The 17,208-nt window shown below is 39.8% G+C and carries 11 protein-coding genes and 1 riboswitch; of the genes, 6 read left to right on the top strand and 5 right to left on the bottom strand.

Features of this window, described 5'->3' with window-relative positions; genetic code table 11:
* The first annotated feature begins 429 nt into the window (after window positions 1–429).
* From CS931_RS02320 to CS931_RS02300, 5 genes are all read left to right on the top strand, one after another.
* Window positions 430–1,749 (top strand): glutamine synthetase family protein, encoded by a 1,320-nt coding sequence (locus CS931_RS02320; protein ID WP_099204142.1) that lies wholly within the window; start codon window positions 430–432, stop codon window positions 1,747–1,749.
* A gap of 37 nt (window positions 1,750–1,786) precedes the next feature.
* The gene (locus tag CS931_RS02315) at window positions 1,787–2,362 is read left to right on the top strand and encodes an ANTAR domain-containing response regulator (protein ID WP_099204141.1); all 576 of its coding nucleotides are present in this window, start codon (window positions 1,787–1,789) and stop codon (window positions 2,360–2,362) included.
* A gap of 77 nt (window positions 2,363–2,439) precedes the next feature.
* On the top strand, window positions 2,440–3,279 hold the full coding sequence (gene dapF / locus CS931_RS02310) for a diaminopimelate epimerase (RefSeq protein ID WP_099204140.1): 840 nt from the start codon (window positions 2,440–2,442) through the stop codon (window positions 3,277–3,279).
* A 64-nt stretch (window positions 3,280–3,343) separates the two neighbouring features.
* Complete coding sequence (locus CS931_RS02305) at window positions 3,344–4,522, top strand: LL-diaminopimelate aminotransferase (RefSeq protein WP_099204139.1); 1,179 nt, start codon at window positions 3,344–3,346, stop codon at window positions 4,520–4,522.
* A 252-nt stretch (window positions 4,523–4,774) separates the two neighbouring features.
* Window positions 4,775–6,376 carry a xylulokinase gene (locus CS931_RS02300; RefSeq protein WP_099204138.1) on the top strand — a complete coding sequence of 534 codons (1,602 nt, stop codon included), beginning with the start codon at window positions 4,775–4,777 and terminating at the stop codon, window positions 6,374–6,376.
* Between the two features lie 85 nt (window positions 6,377–6,461).
* On the opposite strand, the gene CS931_RS02295 is transcribed toward CS931_RS02300, so the two are convergent.
* The 3 genes from CS931_RS02295 to CS931_RS02285 all read right to left on the bottom strand — a co-directional run bounded on the left by CS931_RS02295 (window position 6,462) and on the right by CS931_RS02285 (window position 9,166).
* Entirely contained in the window at window positions 6,462–6,788 is a 327-nt protein-coding gene (locus CS931_RS02295) for a DUF1540 domain-containing protein (protein ID WP_159459719.1), read from the bottom strand.
* A 93-nt stretch (window positions 6,789–6,881) separates the two neighbouring features.
* Window positions 6,882–7,511: an energy-coupled thiamine transporter ThiT gene (locus tag CS931_RS02290; protein ID WP_099204136.1), complete on the bottom strand. Its 630-nt coding sequence runs from the start codon at window positions 7,509–7,511 to the stop codon at window positions 6,882–6,884.
* Between the two features lie 141 nt (window positions 7,512–7,652).
* Window positions 7,653–7,768, bottom strand: a riboswitch (TPP riboswitch).
* A 102-nt stretch (window positions 7,769–7,870) separates the two neighbouring features.
* Entirely contained in the window at window positions 7,871–9,166 is a 1,296-nt protein-coding gene (locus CS931_RS02285; RefSeq protein WP_099204135.1) for a glycoside hydrolase family 27 protein, read from the bottom strand.
* A 245-nt stretch (window positions 9,167–9,411) separates the two neighbouring features.
* Between CS931_RS02285 and CS931_RS02280 the strand changes: the two genes are divergently transcribed.
* Entirely contained in the window at window positions 9,412–9,702 is a 291-nt protein-coding gene (locus CS931_RS02280) for a putative quinol monooxygenase (RefSeq protein ID WP_099204134.1), read from the top strand.
* Between the two features lie 88 nt (window positions 9,703–9,790).
* Here CS931_RS02280 and CS931_RS02275 read toward each other — a convergent pair whose 3' ends face one another.
* Both CS931_RS02275 and CS931_RS02270 read right to left on the bottom strand, forming a co-directional pair.
* Window positions 9,791–15,034 carry an Ig-like domain repeat protein gene (locus CS931_RS02275; RefSeq protein ID WP_099204133.1) on the bottom strand — a complete coding sequence of 1,748 codons (5,244 nt, stop codon included), beginning with the start codon at window positions 15,032–15,034 and terminating at the stop codon, window positions 9,791–9,793.
* A 304-nt stretch (window positions 15,035–15,338) separates the two neighbouring features.
* Window positions 15,339–17,174, bottom strand: coding sequence for a GHKL domain-containing protein (locus CS931_RS02270; protein ID WP_099204132.1), 1,836 nt, complete (start codon window positions 17,172–17,174; stop codon window positions 15,339–15,341).
* Window positions 17,175–17,208: the final 34 nt, after the last annotated feature.

Here is a 17,208-nt window from a genome sequence, read left to right as displayed (position 1 = left end):
TTTTTCTTGTCAAGCTGTCTTTATAAAAAAATCAAAATTTTTTGTTGACAAATTTATGCTGTTCCTGTATAACAGGTTTATAGCAATATTATATTCTCTCATGAACAAAGGCGTTCATCAGGTCATGCAAAATAGGCAATTTCAATTACTCTTTTATCTGAAATTGCACGATAGCATGGTTTGATAACGCCTTTTTTAGAAATATACTAAAACCCGATAAAACAGTCATACTAAATTATTATTAGGTTGCTAGAATTCATGACTTTATTACCAAGAAGATTAAAGCAAACATTTTTCAAATTTTTTCGTTAAATTTCAAATATCTTTAGTATCTTTTATTTTTTCCATATCATATTATTATATTTTTTATTAAAATTTAGTCTTAAAAAATCGCATAAAATGATGCGATCATTAAGGAGGTATTTTATCATGACACATACCGCCAACGAAGTTTTAGAATTTGTAAGAGAGAACGATGTCAAATTCATTAAGCTTGGTTTTTGTGATCTCTTTGGCAACCAAAAGAACATCTCAATTATGCCTGACGAATTGCAGTCGGCTTTTGAAAATGGCATTTCGTTTGATTCATCTGCTATCGAAGGTTTCACTGAGGTAACTCATTCCGATTTATTGCTTTTTCCTGATCCCACAACTTTAACAATTTTGCCTTGGCGCCCAGGCCCCGGAAGAGTGGTGCGTTTTTATTGTAACCTGCGAAACCCTGACGGTTCTGTTTATAGCCATGATAGCCGACATATTTTAGAAAAAGTCATCGAACGCTGTTCTCAAATGGGGTACGCTTGCAAACTTGGTGCAGAATGCGAGTTTTATCTCTTTAAAACAGATGAAAATGGGAACCCAACGCAAACCACAATTGATTACGGAGGTTATCTTGATATTCCTCCGCTAGATAAAGGCGAAAATATTCGACGTGAAATTTGCCTTTGCTTGGATGAAATGGGCTTAAAACCTGAAAAATCACATCATAAACAGGGTCCTGGACAAAACGAGATTGATTTTAAGTTCTCTGATCCTCTAACTTGTGCAGACAACTTACTAACTTTTAAGTCTGTTGTAAAGGCTATTTCAGAAAGAAATGGTTTTTATAGTTCTTTTATGCCCAAACCTTTAATGGACCAATGCGGCAGCGGATTGCATGTGAATCTTTCCCTTTCTAAAAATGGGTTAAATATTTTTAAAAACCAAAATGGAGAGCATTCAAAGGTTGCCGAAAGCTTTATTGCTGGTATTTTGCAAAAAGCAGCTGAAATTACATTGTTCTTAAATCCTACTATCAATTCTTATGAAAGATTGGGTAATTTTAACGCACCTAAATATGTGTCTTGGTCACATCAAAACAGCTCTCAATTGGTTAGAATCCCTGCTTCGAACGTAGAAAAAGTTCGCATGGAATTACGCTCTCCTGACCCATCTATTAACCCATATCTTGCTTTTGCACTGATTATGAGTGCTGGTCTGGATGGAATTGATGAAAACTTAATTTTACCCCCAGCGCTTAACGAAAATTTATACAATGCGCCTGAATCTATTACAGCAAATTTAACTGCTTTGCCAGAAAGTTTGGAAGAAGCAGTTGCTCTGGCAGAAAAATCTGTTTTTATTAAAAAGATTATTGGTGAAGAGTTAACAGCAAAATATATTCATATCAAGAAAGCAGAAATAAACTCTTTTACATTGGGCAGAGATAAAGAAGAATTTTACAGAGAAAGATATTTCAAATATATCTGATTAGGCAAAGTTATTTTAAGCGAAAGGTGGCTGATATATGGAAAGCGTTTTAATTGTTTCTCCAACTGACAAAAGTATTGCCTCTTTCCGTGATATTTTAAGTCCTTCTTTCTGTCAAACCCTTGTCTCAACGAAATCTTGTTCGGAAACAAGACAGCTTTTGCAGCAACGAAGTTTTGACTTAGTGATTATTAATGCGCCGCTTCGTGATGAGTCAGGAGAAGATCTTTCCAGTTACATTGCCTCCAACGATATCAGCCAAGTTATTTTAGTAGTGAACAGCGAACATTATGATGAAATTTCAGCTAAGACAGAAGACTTTGGCGTAATTACCGTTTCTAAACCAATCAGCAAATCTATTTTTTGGTCGGCTCTGAAAATGGCTAAAGCTTCTCATAATCGCTTAAAAGCTCTACAAAACGAGAATCACAAACTCATGAAAAAAATCGAGGATATTCGAATTGTTGATCGGGCAAAGTGTATGTTAATATCTTGTTTAAATATGAGCGAAAACGAAGCTCATCGATATATAGAGAAGAAAGCGATGGACGACAGAAGTACCAAAAGAAAAGTGGCAGAAGAAATCTTAGAAACATATGACGGCAAAAGTTAAACACTTTGAAAACTGCTTTTATATTATCACAATAATTTTAAATAATGCCCTCTATCCCCTATCTAAGGAGTGAAATTATGAAAATTCCTTTTACAAAAATGCAAGGCTGTGGAAACGATTATATTTATATAAATGGATTTGAAGTCGAGATTAAGTCTCCCGAACAACTGTCTATCCCATTATCAGACCGTCATTTTGGAATTGGTGGAGACGGATTGGTTTTGATTCTGCCATCAGCAGTTGCCGATGCCAAAATGCGTATGTTTAACATTGACGGCAGCGAAGGGAAAATGTGCGGTAATGCTATTCGCTGTGTGGCAAAATATTTATATGAGCATGGGATTGTTGTCAAAAATCAGATGACAATTGAAACGTTGAGCGGAATTAAAACGCTGGATTTAACGGTTACAAGTGGTATTGTTATCTCTGTTCAAGTTGATATGGGAAAACCCATTTTAGAGCCAAAATTAATTCCTACAAGATTAGAAGGCGAAATAATTGTTAATCAATTGCTGGATGCAGATGGTGTTGCTTACCCTGTTACTTGTGTTTCCATGGGCAATCCTCATGCTGTTATTTTCACATCTGGCATTGAATCTTTAAATTTGCCTGAAATCGGCCCAAAATTTGAAAATCACCCTGTTTTCCCTGAACAGGTGAATACAGAGTTTATAGAAGTTATTGATAAAAATATGCTAAAAATGCGTGTGTGGGAACGCGGAAGCGGTGAAACACTGGCGTGCGGAACAGGCGCCTGTGCTTCTGTGGTAGCGGCTGTTTTAAATGGTTACTGCAATAAAAATGAAGATATCACGGTTCAGCTTTTAGGCGGAGAACTTCTTATTCGTTATACGGGAGATACCGTGTTTATGACAGGCGGCTGTGAAGTTGCCTTTGAAGGTACTGTGGAAATATAAGAAAGTAAAATTGAATTTTTATACATTTGAAATTCGTTCTATCTGTTCTTTTTAGGAGGTTATCATGCAAATTAATCAAAATTATTTAGCTCTGCAAGACAGCTATCTTTTCTCCACCATTGCCAAGAAAGTATCGGCCTATAAAGCTGAATATCCGGATAAAAAGGTAATTAGCCTTGGTATTGGCGATGTTACTTTGCCGCTTGTCCCTGCTGTAACAAGTGCTATGCAAAAAGCGGTTGCAGAAATGGGTCAAGCAGAAACATTCCGTGGCTACGGTGAAGAACAAGGTTACCTTTTCTTGAGAGAAGCTATTCAAAAATATTATGCTGGCAAAAATATATCGTTAGAACTGCAAGAAATTTTTATCAGTGACGGTGCTAAAAGTGATTTAGGCAACATTTTAGATATTTTTTCTACCGATAACACTGTGTTAATTCCCGATCCAGTATATCCTGTTTATGTGGATACTAACATCATGGCAGGACGCAAGATTGTCTACATAAACGGCAACAGTGAAAATGGATTTTTACCTATGCCAGATTTTTCTGTACACAGCGATATTATTTATATTTGCTCTCCCAATAATCCAACAGGAGCAGTTTATAATGCTGAGCAACTCAAAGTTTGGGTTGATTACGCCTTGGAGCACAAAGCTGTCATTCTGTTTGATAGTGCTTATGAGATTTTTATTCAAGATAGCTCTCTTCCCACTTCTATTTATGAAATTGAAGGCGCAAAAAAGTGCGTAATTGAATTCTGCTCTCTCTCTAAAACAGCTGGCTTTACAGGCACCAGATGCGGATATACGATTGTTCCTTTGGAATTAATGCATGAGAATATTTCTTTAAATCGTTTGTGGCTTCGCAGACAAACGACTAAATTTAATGGTGTTCCTTATATTATTCAGCGAGGTGCAGAAGCAGTATTTTCTGATGAAGGACTTGTGCAAATCAAAAGTAACATTGCCTACTATCAAGAAAATGCGCGTATTCTTGCTGCTACCCTTGATGAATTGGGGATTTGGTTTACTGGTGGTACAAACTCCCCTTATCTATGGCTGAAATGCCCGAATAATTTGTCCTCTTGGGAATTTTTTGATAAGTTATTGCACGAACATAACCTTTCTGGAACACCCGGAGTTGGCTTTGGAACAAACGGTGAAGGATTTTTCCGTTTAACTGCCTTTGGAAGCAGAGAAAATATTATTGAAGCGACCAACCGATTAAAAGAATTGAAATAATATTATATCTGTTTTACAAGCATTTATGCTGTTTTACGTTCATTCTACTAAATACGAGATTAAAAAATCCAATTGCAGAGAGTTGCAATTGGATTTTTTTAATTTTGTTTTTGGCATAATCAACAAAATTCAGATTTTCTCTTTTTCACTTCTAAAAGTATTTACAAGTGTTTGCAGATAGCTTATAATAAAAACAAATTTGTACGGACATTTTGGGATAAAGATTTTGGTATTGGATTAGGAGGATATTATATGAAAAACATAGCACAAGTTATTGAAAAAGGAAAAGCATCACTGGGCATTGAATTTGGCTCAACAAGGATAAAAGCTATATTAATTGATGAGGAAAACACGCCTATTGCATCGGGCGCTCATGATTGGGACAATCAACTGGAAGACGGCATTTGGACTTATAGTTTGGATTCAGTTTGGAAAGGTGTGCAAGATTGTTACCAGAACCTTTTGATAAATGTAAGAGAAAAATATAATGTTTCGATTGTTTCTTTGGCTTCAATTGGTATTTCTGGTATGATGCACGGCTATATGCCGTTTGACAAAGACAATAATCTTCTAGTTCCTTTTAGAACATGGCGTAATACTATGACAGAGTCAGCCTCTGAACAATTGACCGAGCTTTTTCAATATCCTATTCCTCAGCGTTGGAGTATTGCTCATCTCTATCAGGCTATCTTAAACAATGAGTCTCATGTATCTGCCATTGATTTTCTTACGACGTTGGCTGGATATGTTCATTGGCAACTTACGGACGAGAAAGTTGCCGGAATTGGAGAAGCTGCCGGCATGTTTCCTGTAGATTTTGAACATCGCCGATTTGACAAAGATAAAATTGAACAGTTTGATGAATTGCTTCGTAACAAGAATTACGCTTGGAAACTAAATGACATTCTTCCTAAAGTGCTTGTGGCTGGTGATTTCGCCGGAAAATTGACCGATAAAGGTGCAAAACTGCTTGATGTATCGGGCAATTTAAAAGAAGGCGCTCTCTTATGTGCACCGGAAGGTGATGCCGGTACAGGAATGGTCGCTACAAACAGCGTTCGTGTACGTACGGGCAATGTGTCAGCTGGTACCTCTGTGTTTGCCATGGTCGTTCTCGAAAAGGAGCTGTCTAGCGTTTACTCGGAAATCGATCTTGTCACAACACCCTCAGGGGATCCAGTGGCTATGGTACACTGTAATAATTGTACCTCTGATTTAAACGCGTGGGTTCATTTGTTTAAAGAATTTGCTGATCTTTCAGGGGCAAATGTTAAGTTGTATCAAGTTTTCGATTTCTTCTATGAAGAAGCTTTGAAAAACGGAAATTCTGATTGTGGCGGATTACTTGCTTATAATTATCTTTCTGGGGAGCATATCACAAAAATGGAAGAAGGTCGACCTCTCTTTGTTAGAAGACCTGACAGCCAATTCACTCTTGCCAATTTTATGCGTGTTCATCTTTACACCGCATTGGGAGCGCTCAAAATGGGCATGGATATTTTAACCAAACAAGAAAAGGTGGCTCTTGATAAGCTTTTAGGGCACGGCGGACTTTTCAAAACACCGATTGTCGGGCAAAAAATAATGGCTTCTGCTATGAACACTCCTGTATCTGTCATGGAAACAGCCAGTGAAGGCGGTGCTTGGGGAATCGCTTTGCTCTCGTCTTATTTAGTGCATAAAGCTGAAAATGAAACGCTAGATCAATTTTTAGACAATAAGGTCTTTGCTTCACAAAAAGAGCAGACTATTCAGCCTGATCCTGAAATTAACCAAGGTTTCGAACGTTTTATGAAAGATTATGTAGAAGGTCTTGCTATTGAAAGAGCAGCTATTGATTCTTTAAAGATATAACTAATACTGTTAAAAAAAGACCGGTCTGTTAGAATCTCATCTCATGAGAATCAAACAGGCCGGATTTTTTACTGATTAAAAAAGTTTATCCAGCTGCAAAAGTAGCGCAATGCGTATCACATTTTGCAGAGACGTTAGGATGGCAATTAGCCACCTTTACATTGCTAGCTGTACATTTACAGCTGCTGTTGTAAGTGCAATTTTCTGCCTTACAATCAATGCCAGTTTGGGGCTTGGCATCATGAGGAACACCAACTGCATTTTGTCCTGAACTCATTTTTTCGGAAAATGACATACAGCAGGTTTCTTCTTTGTCGTGCGCTGCAGGACCTTCAACCATAATTTTGTTCAGCGTACAAAGATTTTTGTCAAAATGCATACAGGTTGACACTTCACACTCAAGATGATTCATGAAAACACCTCCGAAAGATTTACTGAGCATAGCCGCTCACTTTCGTAGCTTTTCCAAAAAAACTTATCTTATACTGTCCGTTCTTATCCGATCTCAACCTTTTACTGTATCGTTTAGTATCTTTTTGCCAGCAAATTTTAATAATAAGAATGCTGCTACGGCTGTAATGATCATTTCTGGTACAATATACATGGCATTATATACCGCAGAATAGAGAAGCGAAAGTGAAAAACCGCTAAACCTTTCTAGCACCCATGCGCCAAAGGTAAAACCTTCTTGTGAAAAATACCATTCAGCATATTCAGAATAGCACATAATCCCAGAAATAATATGGCATATGTAGCGCAGAATGATAACAAAAATGGTTCCACAGGCAAAAGATATTGGCGGCGACAATTTTGTTTTTTTGAAGACACCTGCGAAACCTAACAACGAGAAAGCAACTAGGTAATCAAATAAAATCGAACCGATAACAGCTGTACCGGTCAGTGCTCTGATACTGCTAAGTCCAAAAAGAAGCTGTGTAACACCGTAAACAAAAGCTGCTCCTACTCCCCACTTTGCACCATATCGATAGCCATAAAAGGCAACCGGAAGCATCGAACAAAGTGTGATTGATCCACCATAGGGCATTTCAAATACCTTAACAAAAGAAAGAACCACCGATAAGGCAACCATGATGCCTCCCAAGACGATTCTAAATGTTTTATCTGATTTGGTCATTTTTATTTTCTCCTTTTTTTCTTCTTTTATAACTTGTAGAATGAAACTGCGCAGTAAAAATAAAAAAAGCCTTATCGATAACTCGACAAGGTTTCAATACAAATCCATCACTTTTACATACAAATTTCTAAGGTATAAAAGTTAAAAGGTTTGAAATACTTCCTACGTCGGTATTATCCGCATCAGGTTCGTGCCAAAGCACAGGGTTTAAGCAATAAGCTAATCTCAGCCGTAAAACAGCTCCCCTTATTTCATTTTCTTATTAAGAGTATCTCTTTTTTTAATATTTGTCAATAGTCTATTCATAAAAACAAGCAGTAGAATATTTCTACTGCTTGTTTTCGATTGATTAGTTATCTTTATTTGATTGATAATTTATAAAGCTTAGCTCCGTGCATAGGAATGTTTGCTTTGATTTCTGAGTCAGCATTTCCTATCGTAGCTTTATCCCACAGGTCATAAATAGCAGCTGTTCCAGTGAGGCCAGCTTCTTCAAATGAAACTGCTATTTCGCTGTCACTATCAGACAAATTAAAGAGAGCAATATAAACGCTTCCGTCTTTATCAAAACTCTTCCAAGCGGCTGTCTCTTCATTTCTGAAAATCTGTTCCGCACCATAAGATTCTTTGTTCATACGGTACACTTCTGCATTTTGAAGAAGTGCAAGTGTCCAATCATCATTGTCACGCAGTTCTCCTCCTAAAATCAGCGGAGAACGGAAAATTGACCACAGTGTCATCATAGTGATTTGCTCGTCTTTTGTAAAGCGTGTGTAGTGACCTTTTCCATCTCTAGCAACACGAATTTTTCCAAGCGGCAGCATATCACAGTCTGGCCAGCAACCTTCAGAAACTTGTCTTTGCCAAACTTCACAGCGCTCAAACATTTCTTTCAGCAAATGCCATTCATCCCAAAAATCATCGGTGATACGCCACATATTGGCATTTTTTCTCAAGTGCCATGCTTTTTCAATAATAGCTGGACCTGGCGACAAACTTAAAACCATTTGACGTCCACTGTTATCAATGGCTTTGCGAATCATTTCAATTTCTTTTTCAGCTGAATATGGTGCATGAGGGTAAGCGTTTGTGTTACAAATGTCATCCACTTTTACATAGTCTACTTCCCACTCTGCGTAGAGTGCAAAAATGGAGTTGTAATAGGCCTGAGCTCCTTCTTTTTGCCAATTGACACCATACATATCTGAGTTCCAGCGACACACTGAGTCTGAAGATGCAATTCGATCGCAAGTTGTGTTTGTTCCAAGAACAGGAAGTTGTTTATGAACGGCTAATCTAGGAACACCACGCATAATGTGAATTCCAAATTTTAGACCCATTCCATGAATTTTATCTGCTATTGGCTTAAAGCCTTTTCCATCGGCAGCAGAAGGAAAGCGATTGACAGCTGGTATTTGTCTGCCATATTGATCTAAATCTAGATGAGCAAAAGGTCGATAAGCCCAGCCTTCTTTGCCGGCAGTTGGTTCAGACCATTGAATGTCACAGACAACATACCCCCAGCCATAATCTTTAAGATTATCCGCTATGTACTTTGCGTTACCTAATAGTTGTTCTTCATTTACAGAGGGGCCATAGCAATCCCAACTATTCCAACCCATTGGAGGGGTCATTGCCACTTCATTTTTTTTCATACTTAATCCTCCCAAAAGAAATTTTGCCTATAAAGAAAGTTTGATTTTCTTTATTTTTTCTTATATTACTACTTAATATCATCAATTGGAATGTCTTTTTGTTATATTTTGCTTATTTGTACAGACAAATTTAATGATTTGCATCCATTTTGGTAAGTCAAAAGTAAACTTAGCTTAGGATTGAAATTATGCGGATTTAGTAGTAAAATAATACTATAATCTTTAAGAAAGTAGGTCACCTATAGATGATTACTATTGTTGCAAAAAACATTGTAAAACCTGAATGTAAAGCAGATTTTCTTGCTGCTGTTCAACCTCTTATCGAAGCAAGCCGCGCAGAAGAAGGCAATATTTCTTATGACTTGTTTGAAGACCTTTCAAATGCTAATATCTTAACTTTTATTGAACGTTGGAAAGACCAAGAAGCTATTAACACCCACAATACTTCTTCACATTTTACCAGTATATTACCAACATTGGGAGCATATACGACTGGCGGAATCGATGTTAGCCTTTATAAACCATGTGAGGAATAATGAAAACTTGCTAAAAAGTAGAGAAAACGACGATACAGTGAAAAACTGTATCGTCGTTTTTAATCTATAAAGAGGTGTGCCGGTGTCTCTAATTTTTTGATTTATTTATGAATAAAAACTTCCGTTTCTTTTTCCACATAAAAATACCCGTGATTCCTGCACTACTTATTATAAGCAGTGCAATCCACAACTTCATGTTGTTTGTATCACCTGTTTGCGGAAAAATATTTTCATTAATGGTAATCTGAATTGCATATTCGGTGTTATCCACAAGATATGTCATCGTTGTTTTACCTACTTTTTTGGCTGTAAATAGATAGTTCCCGTCATCTTGTTTCATAATAAGATAAGTGTCATCATAACGCCAAGTTCCACCAGTAGGTTGAGGAGAGAAGCTTACCGTTCCATCTTTATTTAGCGTATGACTTTCCGGCAAACCTGTAATAGGAGCTGTAGAAGTCTTAAAGGTAATAGCATCAGATATTGTGCTGTTTCCGTTATCGTCTGTTACAATGACACGCACTGTATATTCTTGGTTGCCAGAGAGTCCGCTATAATCAAAAACAGCTGTTGTTGCTCCTGGAATATCAATCCACGAGCCTTGTACCTGCCATTGATAACTAAGGGGTGTCTCTGCTGCTGCAACAACTTCCAGCCTTGCCGCATTTACAGAAGGTATTGCCTTTATCGAGTAAATCATAGGCTCTGTTTTGTCCAGATTTATCTGAACTTGAATGGTTGCCTTCTCATAATTGTCATCCATAGCCGTAAAAACAACTGGATATTTAGCTGAACCTTGAATTACGGTTTGAGGATTCTGCCACGCAAAACTACCAGAAAGAGGTTTGTTATCAATTCCGTAAGCTTCTAAATCAGAGAGCGAAAGACTTGCAAGCGTTTTGCCTATGTAGGCATTATCTACGCTAAGATTTTTTTGAAAAGTAGGTCTGGCTTTAGTTACGGTTAAAGTAATTGTCGTGCTAGTTGCGTTATAGATACTGTCAGCTGCCTTTACCGCTTGAATGACCACCGTACCTGTTTTCTCAATGGTCACAGTATCACCGATGACCGAAACGGCGTCACCACTCTGCACGGAATAAGTCACAGAACCATTACCGTTACCGCCTGTGATGCTCAAATCGAAGCTGTCGTCACCGTAGGTAATGGTCTCGGGACTGCCTATGATGTTCAGTTCAGCTTGCGGTCTCTTTTGCACGTCATATCTTGAAATGCTGTCGGTTGCGCTTGTATAGTTGCTGTCTCCGACGTAATTTGCTGTCAAGTTGTGCGTGCCGAAAGGCACATTTTCCCAAGTAAAGGAAGCTTTACCGTTTGTAAGAGCTGTTGTTTCCAAAACTGTGTCGCCATTCTTGAACACAACATTGCCAGTGGGATAATCATTAGCATTGACACCTGCCATCACTGCTGTCAGAATAACTTCATCATCAGCCAAGCCACTGTTTGTGGGTGAAGCGGTTAGAGTAATCGATGGTGTTGCTTTTTCAACAGTAAGGGTGATGGTTGTGCTAGTTTCGTTATAGATACTGTCAGCTGCCTTTACCGCTTGAATAACTGCTGTGCCAGCTTTCTCAATGGTCACTATGTTGTCGTTGATTGAAACGGCGTCACCACTCTGCACGGAATAAGTCACAGAACCATTACCGTTACCGCCTATGGTGCTCAGCGTGAAGCTATCATCACCATAGACAATAGTCTCAGGATTGCCTATAATGGTCAGTTCAGCTTGATTTTTCTTTTGCACGTCATAGCTTAAAATGCTGTCGCTTACAATTCTATAGTTGCTGTCGCCGATATATTCTGCTGTTAAGTTGTGCGTACCAAAAGGCACATTCTGCCAGGTAAAGGAGGCTTCACCGTCTGTAAGAGCGATTGTTCCCAATTCTTCATTGCCGTTCTTAAAGACAACATTGCCAGTGGGATGATCTTCTTCATCGACACCTGCCATCACTGCTGTCAGAATAACTTCATCATCAGCCAAGCTGCCGCTTGTCGGTGAAGCAGTGAAAGCAATCGATGGCGTTGCTTTTTCAACTGTCAGAGTAATTGTTGTGCTAGTTTCGTTATAGATGTTATCGGTTGCTTTCACCGCTTTAATGACCGCTGTACCTGCTTTTTCAATGGTCACTATGTTGTCGTTGATTGAAACGGCGTCACCACTCTGCACGGAATAAGTCACAGCACCGTTTCCGTTGCCGCCTGTGATGCTTAAATCGAAGCTGTCGTCACCGTAGGTAATGGTCTCGGGACTGCCTATGATGTTCAGTTCAGCTTGCGGTCTCTTTTGAACGTTATACCTTAAAAGAGTGTCGCTTACAATTTTATAGTTGCTGTCGCCGACATAATTTGCTGTCAAGTTGTGTCGGCCGAAAGGCACATTTTGCCAGGGAAAGGAAGCCTTACCCTCAACAAGAGAGATTGTTCCCAAAACTGTCTCACCATTTTGGAACACGATATCCCCAGTTGGGTAATCGTTTGCATTGACACCTGTCATCACTGCCGTTAGGGTCACTTCATCATCAGCTAAAGTATCGCTTGTCGGTGAAGCGGTTAGCTCAATAGAAGGCGTTGCTCTGAGAATACTGAAGTTTGCTGTGGCTGAGTTTGCGTTATAGATATCTGTAGCGGCAACAGAAGCACGAACCGTATAATTTCCTGTGTTTGTAGGAACAGTTTCTGTGTATTTATTATTCGGTGCAGCCTGCTCTTTATATGTATAGGTTACGGTACCGCCGCCGACATTACCGCTTAATTGGGGATTTGGCGACTCTCCATAGATGATATTATTACACGAGAGTGACAACATTAAATCAAGCTTATTCACCATAAGCTGTACGGTATTGCCGCTATAACCTGTGCCTGCTGCATTGGTTGCATAATAGCGCAGATATTGGTTGTTATGAGCATAAGTCATGACGGTGGCAGGGTTAAATGCTGTCCAATCTGTGCTGCCGTCTGCGCTGATTTCCCAGCCTTGTGCAGTGATTTCTATGTTAGGTATATAACTATAAATATGCGGAATTGTAAGAGACAAAGTTTCGTTCGCATTGACAGCCGGTACAGAAATAATGAAAACTGTGGGCTTACCAAAAACCACTACCTTAACAACATTGCTCTTCATGGTTGCTGTCTGCGTTCCACTGACACTTGCATTTGTGTTGGTCACAATGCAAAAATAATATTGCTCGCTTTGTTCCCCAGTATTGAATGCATAGCTTGCATTTGTTGCGCCGGATATTGGCGCTGTATTTGTTTGGCTGTTATCATCACAGCTATACCACTGATAGCTAAGATTGCCTTCGTCTGACATGTTTGCTGACACGGTAAGGTTCTCTGTAGAACCTATCGGATAGGTTCCGCCTTGTGGTTGGCCTGTGATGATAGGGGCTTTGGCATCATCTCTTATAAAAGTCGCCGTCACAGTAGAGTCAGCGGTCACATTTGGCAAGGTAAAAGTAAAATTCCTTTTATTTGCAACTGCCCGAGGCGTATCACCAACTGTTACCGTGTCGATTAAATAACCCATATCGGCTGTGACAGTGAACGCTGCATTTGCACCGTTTATAACAGAAACAGCACCGCTTGGAGAGATGCTTCCACCTGTGCCTGCCGAAGTTGTTATCGTGTGAGCCACGACGTTTGTTTCTGGTATGTATTGGGGGTTTTTTGTGCCGACTTCGTGAGAACCTAGGCCGCCTCTGCCAATACCTGCACCGTTTCTGCCGTTCACACCCTGACCACCTGCTGCTATGTATGCTCCTGTCGTGTTGATAATGATAGAATCAACAGAACCTGAGGTACTAGTTATTCCACGGAACTCGTTAGTGCTTCCTCCTGAACCGATGCCTGAACCTCCGCCAGCATTTTGACTATTCCCTCCGAGGGCAATCACATTGGCACTGCCCGTTATGGTGATGTTTCCCGAGGGTGGCGAGTTTCCGATCACACCAGCACCACCGCCGCCAATGCCTGCACCACCGCCATAGGAATCATCGTGAGCGTCACCGCCTTTTGCATTGATATCACCGCCTGTTATGATGATATTGCCGCCATTGTCGTAGTAGCCGCCGCCGATGCCTGCACCGCCGAGATTACCCGTGGCGATGACTGTGCCGCCTGTGATGGTGATGTTGCCGCTGTCGGTGCCGTCGTAGAAGCTGCTGCCGATTCCTGCACTAAAGGTACCGCCCGTGGCAGATAAAGTACCCGTGCCGTGAAGAAGCAGCGTAGCACCTGTTGGTACTTCCAGACCTGCTCTAAAAGCACCGCTTTTGAGCGTATTGCTGCCTTCAAGTGTCAGGTTGACCGTTGCAGTGGTCATATCAAACGCACAGATATAATACTCTGACACTTGAATATCGGCGTCGTTTAGCGTGATATTCACGCTTGCACCGCTTGCCACTTTGATGCGGTTTGTGGTGGTTGTGCCTGTGATGGTCACATCCCCTGTGACAGTGAACACACCGTCTGCATATGTCCAGCCGTCACCCGAGGGGGTTGCGCTGTCGCTGACGTCAATGATGTTGGTTGTGCTGGTCATAGGTACTATGGCTGAAAGGGGCATGATGGTTGCCGTAACATACACTTCTCGTGTGGCTGTGAAAACCTCTTGGCTCACAGGATGTTCTGCCGCATAGGTGATGACATAGGGGGCAGAATCCTCTTTTGGCACAGGATTCTCCAAATCAAGTTCGCCCATATTCTGAACAGTCACCTCAATCGATTCGCCGTTTTCATCTTCTGCTGTGACACCGGTAAGTAAATCATCGTTTGTTATGGCTTGCCCCTCATTTAGATGAAGCGGTTCGTTAGAATCCGTGACAATGGAAACAATGGCTTCTTTTTTGTCCACCTGCGTGTCTGTTTTCTCCTGCACGGTAGTGATGGAAATTGCCGGCAAAATAATACCCTTTGCAAGCGTATAACCCTCGCCCAACACGGGCGTAAAAACATATTGATTCGGTGTTTCCGGTATGTATTCCGGTTCTGACGACCATGTGACAGACACTACTTGCTGTGAACTATTCTCAACGTCATTATCCACATTTTCTGCTTGTGGTAAAGATTCCGCCGTCTTTACTGTAGCTATTAGTGTATTTGGTAACGTTAGTTCCTCCCACAGAATGCCAAGTGATATGGTTTGGTTTTGGACGCTCTCTACTAGCGGCTCAAAGCCAGTAATTTCGCCACTTATGGCTGCTGTGAGAGAAGCATCTTCACCCTCAGCAAGTACCGTTTGTGGAAACATCGTTATTGCTAAAAGAACCGTCAATGCAAAAGATAATATTCTCTTTACTGCCTTTTTTCTGTACATAAAACTCCTCCTCAAATGATGGTTGGCCAAAGTTGTCACAACCAGTGAGTTTATTTTCCAACCATAACACACCGATCAATTTCTATAAAGCTATTGTTCGCTTTTAACGTTCTTTATAGAAATAAGCAAAGTAAGTACACTGTATATTATTTTATATAAGAATACGAATAAATAGCAAGGTCAGTTGCAAAACTGGTAAGAAAACGAACAAAATTGGCAGTATTTTTGCGATTACATTTAAACAGAGAAAAAATCGGAAGAAAAGTTCTTCCGATTTAATATACTTACTGAGGTAACCCAACAATCACTTCGTAATCTCTTTTACGGCCACCTCGATAGAATAGAAGCTTTCTGTATAGTCAATATCCAGCAAACCATCATGTTTCTCTACAATTTTGCGAATAACTTTTAAGCCATAACCATGCCCCATCTTGTCTTGTTTAGAAGAAATATATCCCCCTTCACTTTCTTCAATAGAGTTTGATTTTGGGTTTTTGCAGAAAATGTATAGATACGGATTCTTTGTGCGAATATTTAGTTCCAGCCATTTTTCCACATCATCTCCCATTCTGGCAAGAGCCTCTGAGGCGTTGTCTAAAATGTTCATGACAAGGCTGCTTAAATCGTCAGCGGGAATGTTTAACTCCTTTGCAACAGAAATATCAGCCGATATTTTAACACCGCTCTCTCTGAGCTTGAACAAATACACGTTAAGTATAGCATTCAGCAAATAGTGTTCACAATATTGTACCTGTGGTACCTGTTCTTGTTGTCTTGACAGCTGTAAAAGATACTCTGTAGTTTCTTTATATTCGTCGTTTTCCATGAGAATCTGCATAGCAGCGATATGATTTTTCATTTCATGGCGGATAGCAGCCACTTCATCTAGATGTTTTGTGGTATTCTGATAACTTTGCAAAATAAGTTTGTTTTGCGTACGCAATTCCAATATTGCATGTTGTTCTTGCGCTCTAATACGCAAATATTCTTGGACATTGTAGAGCCATACCACCAAAATTAATGTAAAAATAGCCATTTCGTACAGTGTTTCATCTTGCTTGACACGGGTTGTGTAAAATGATATTAAGCTCTGCATAGAAATTAAGAATACGAGTGTTAACCACGGGATAGTGAAGCGTATAAACCGTCCGCCTTTTTTTATCTGTGCAAAGCCCAATATAATCAGATAAATCGAAGAAAGTATGTAGAGAGGATTGTACACACTGAGTAATTCAGGAAAATCCAAAACACCCAGTATCTGCAGACTAAATGCTGTAGCAGAAAACACCGACATCAGAACGACTGCCGGTAAAAAAGCTTTGCGAAAATGTCTAAACTGAGAATAAAAATATAGCATCAATGGTATAGGATATAAATAATATAAACCAATACTAACTTGCGAAACCAAAACAGGCGACAACAGTTGATAGGCAACTGCATCACCGCTGGGAAAATAGAAACCAAACAAGACAGAGAAAACACCAAAGCTAAAGTTGCCCCACCAATCCGGATTATGTCTTCTTCCAACTATAGCAAGCCCCATCATAAAAGCGCCTGCTGCCAGGCAGCACACCATTAGGAGTTTGTGCGGTAAAGAGCGGCTAAACCATCCATACGCTTCTAGCGAAGGAATATCTCCAAGATAAACACTGTAAGGCGCGCCGGAATAGGCTGCATATGGCGATGTTATTTCAATACGCAGTAATTTTTCTAAGTAGTTTTCCGGCAACAGAATAAAATGCAAACCCATGCCAGGGTTTTTTACATTGGGGTCATAGGGACTTTCAAAAATCAAATGATCGTCTAAATAGACCCGTAAGCGTTGATGATTGCTTTTTAGCATCAATGCAGCGTTTTGAAAAGATTCTTTTAATGGGCGAGTCACTGTCAAGGTTTCATTTGCAGGAACATCTACTTGTTGAAGCACTGACATCTTCTGCTTTGAACCTTGTGAGCCAATATAATATTGCCAGTTATCTGAAATATCAGCCATATTCTTATTCATATATGGATGTGAGTATGAGGTAAAATAGAAAACAGCGAATGTCAGCAGTAGCAATCCGCAAAGAATTGCCGCTAAAAGACTCCACGAAAAAGCTTTTTTGCATTCTCTTCTCCAACCACTGGTCTGACTTCTCATTCTTTTGCCTCCGCATTTATATCTACTCACAAAT

The sequence above is a fragment of the Scatolibacter rhodanostii genome (assembly GCF_900197595.1).
GTDB classification, from domain to species: domain Bacteria; phylum Bacillota; class Clostridia; order Oscillospirales; family Acutalibacteraceae; genus Scatolibacter; species Scatolibacter rhodanostii.
The sequence above is the reverse complement of the archived record's forward strand: the minus strand, read 5'-3'. Positions and strand labels throughout refer to the sequence as shown.

Coding starts and splice junctions, on each gene's coding strand:
- CS931_RS02320 (WP_099204142.1), top strand. CDS start 430: ATGACACATACCGCCAACGAAGTTTTAGAATTTGTAAGAGAGAACGAT.
- CS931_RS02315 (WP_099204141.1), top strand. CDS start 1,787: ATGGAAAGCGTTTTAATTGTTTCTCCAACTGACAAAAGTATTGCCTCT.
- dapF (WP_099204140.1), top strand. CDS start 2,440: ATGAAAATTCCTTTTACAAAAATGCAAGGCTGTGGAAACGATTATATT.
- CS931_RS02305 (WP_099204139.1), top strand. CDS start 3,344: ATGCAAATTAATCAAAATTATTTAGCTCTGCAAGACAGCTATCTTTTC.
- CS931_RS02300 (WP_099204138.1), top strand. CDS start 4,775: ATGAAAAACATAGCACAAGTTATTGAAAAAGGAAAAGCATCACTGGGC.
- CS931_RS02295 (WP_159459719.1), bottom strand. CDS start 6,788: ATGAATCATCTTGAGTGTGAAGTGTCAACCTGTATGCATTTTGACAAA.
- CS931_RS02290 (WP_099204136.1), bottom strand. CDS start 7,511: ATGACCAAATCAGATAAAACATTTAGAATCGTCTTGGGAGGCATCATG.
- CS931_RS02285 (WP_099204135.1), bottom strand. CDS start 9,166: ATGAAAAAAAATGAAGTGGCAATGACCCCTCCAATGGGTTGGAATAGT.
- CS931_RS02280 (WP_099204134.1), top strand. CDS start 9,412: ATGATTACTATTGTTGCAAAAAACATTGTAAAACCTGAATGTAAAGCA.
- CS931_RS02275 (WP_099204133.1), bottom strand. CDS start 15,034: ATGTACAGAAAAAAGGCAGTAAAGAGAATATTATCTTTTGCATTGACG.
- CS931_RS02270 (WP_099204132.1), bottom strand. CDS start 17,174: ATGAGAAGTCAGACCAGTGGTTGGAGAAGAGAATGCAAAAAAGCTTTT.